Genomic DNA, 2,232 nt, shown 5'->3' with positions numbered 1-2,232 from the left:
TGTCAAACGACATCAGGAACCCATCCGGTGGCGCCACGAGAAACCCATCCACCCCCTGCTATTCTGACGCCCCGGCCTGAGCCGGCACGGGTGTCGCTTTGATCAGCCCCGAACGCCTCTTCTCGCGCAACCGATAGCTGTCACCGCGGATGGTGAGCACGTGGCTGTGATGGAGGAGGCGGTCCAGGATGGCGGTGGCGACGACGTGGTCGCCCAGCACGGTTCCCCAGTCGCTGACGACGCGGTTGGAGGTGATCAGGATGCTGCCGCGCTCGTAGCGACGGCTGATGAGCTGGAACAGCAGGTGCGCCGCGGCGGGCTCGAACGGCAGGTAGCCGAATTCGTCGAGGATCAGCAGCCTCGGCTTGCTCAGCTGTGACAGCCGCTGCTCCAGCTTCCCCTCCGAATGTCCCTTCACCAGCGTCGTCACCAGGGCGGTCGCGGAGGTGAACAGCACCGAGTAGCCATGCCGGATCGCTTCACGCCCGAGCGCGATGGCGAGGTGGCTCTTGCCGACGCCCGGCGGCCCCTGGATCAGCAGCGCGTCGCCGTTGGCCACCCAGCGGCAGGCCGCGAGGTCCCGAACCTGCTTGGGGTCGAGCGAAGGCTGGGCCGCGAAGTCGAAGGCCTCCAGCGTGCGCTGGTGAGGAAATTTGGCGATGGCGGTGTCCATCTGGATGCGTCGCTCATCGCGGTGCGCCACCTCCGCCCCGCACAGCAGCGCCAGCGTCTCGCGCAGCGACAGGTCACACCGGGCCGCCTCGTCCAGCAGCCCGTCGAGCCGGTCGCGCATCGCCGTCAGCTTCAGGCGGGTCAGCATGTCGGGCAGCGCGTCCACGCCGGCGCTCACCAGCCACCTCCTGCGAGCTGCTCGTATTCGACCAGGGACCGCAGCAGCGCGATCTCGGGTGGCGCGACGGCGATCGCCGGATCGGCCTCGACCGGGCCGGGCTTCTCCCGCTCTTCCGGCACGACGCCGTGAAGGTGGGCCCGATCGACGGCACGCTCCCGACGCCCGAGGCGCAGATCGTGGCAGGCTACCTCGACGCCAGCGTGAGAGATCCGCACCTGGCCGTCGCCCACTTCGACGGTGACCTGCGCGCCGATCAGCCGCCACGGCACGCTGTAGTGGTTGGTGTCGAGGTTCACGCAGGCGTCGCTCTGCACCTGCCGGCTCACCTCGCGCATCTGCCGGAACGACGGGCGGCCGATCAACGGGCGAAGCACGGCGGCCTCGTCCCGTTCGAACCTCACGACCGGCGGCTCACCCGTCGTGCCGTGCACCCGAACGTCGGCCACCTCGCGCATCCACCGGGCCAGGTGGGCCTCCAGCGCCCCGAAGGATGCGAAGCGCCGGCCCGCGATGGCATTGTGCTTCACATAGCCCACGCCGCGCTCGTCCTTCCCCTTGGTACGGGCGCGGTAGGGTGCGCAGGCCACCAGTCGCACCGACCAGTACCGGGCGAAGGCATGGAAACGATCGTTGAATTCTACCTCGCGCGTGGCAGCGTCGTGGTGCCGGACCAGCGCGGCGGCGTTGTCGAGCAGCAACTCGCCCGGCAGGCCGCCGAAGTGGCGAAATGCGCCTTCGATGCCCTCAAGCCAGGCCGACTGTCGCTCGTGCCGGAAGGCCTGGACATAGATCCGTCGCGAGTAGCCGAGCGTCGCCACAAACAGGAAGACCTTGTCGACCTCCCCGTCCTCCAGCACGATCCGGCGCTGGCCGAAATCGATCTGCAGCTGACGGCCCGGCGGCGTCTCGAACCTCACCGTCGCCAACGTCGCCGCGGTGAGTTCGCGCCGCAGGTGACACACCGCGCGCTCGACGGTCCGCAGGCTGGCCACGATGCCCAGCTCCGAAGCCAAGTCCTGGCGCACCACGTCGGCATTGCCGTGGTGCCGCGTGAAGCGCTCGGCAATCCAGCCGGCATGCTCGTCCAGCATCCCAGGACGCTTCGCAACCCGGCAGCTCGCCCACCGGCCGGAGGCCAGGTAGCGCTTCACCGTCTCACGATCGCACCCGATTTCCCGCGCGATCCGCCGCGTGCCCCATCCCTGATCGTGCAACCGCAGGATCGCCACCACCTCGTCCGGCGTTCTCATCCGCTGTCTCCGCCCGTCGATCCCGGGTGGAGAGTTCATCGAAATATCGGTCATCGCTGCACTCCCTGCTACGCAGGGGGGATGGGTTCCTCGTGGCGCCGCCGGATGGGTTTACCGTGGCGCCTGACA

The 2,232-nt window shown here is 68.8% G+C and carries 2 protein-coding genes; both read right to left on the bottom strand.

Annotation, left to right across the window (positions count from 1 at the left end; translation table 11 throughout):
- Window positions 1-58: 58 nt before the first annotated feature.
- Entirely contained in the window at window positions 59-853 is a 795-nt protein-coding gene (gene istB / locus D3272_RS26980; protein ID WP_428978030.1) for an IS21-like element helper ATPase IstB, read from the bottom strand.
- Window positions 847-2,157 carry an IS21 family transposase gene (istA, locus tag D3272_RS26975; protein WP_428978029.1) on the bottom strand — a complete coding sequence of 437 codons (1,311 nt, stop codon included), beginning with the start codon at window positions 2,155-2,157 and terminating at the stop codon, window positions 847-849. Before istA ends, istB begins: the two co-directional genes overlap by 7 nt.
- Window positions 2,158-2,232: the final 75 nt, after the last annotated feature.

This window comes from Lichenibacterium ramalinae, from assembly GCF_004137085.1.
GTDB classification, from domain to species: Bacteria; Pseudomonadota; Alphaproteobacteria; order Rhizobiales; family Beijerinckiaceae; genus Lichenihabitans; species Lichenihabitans ramalinae.
The sequence above is the reverse complement of the archived record's forward strand: the minus strand, read 5'-3'. Positions and strand labels throughout refer to the sequence as shown.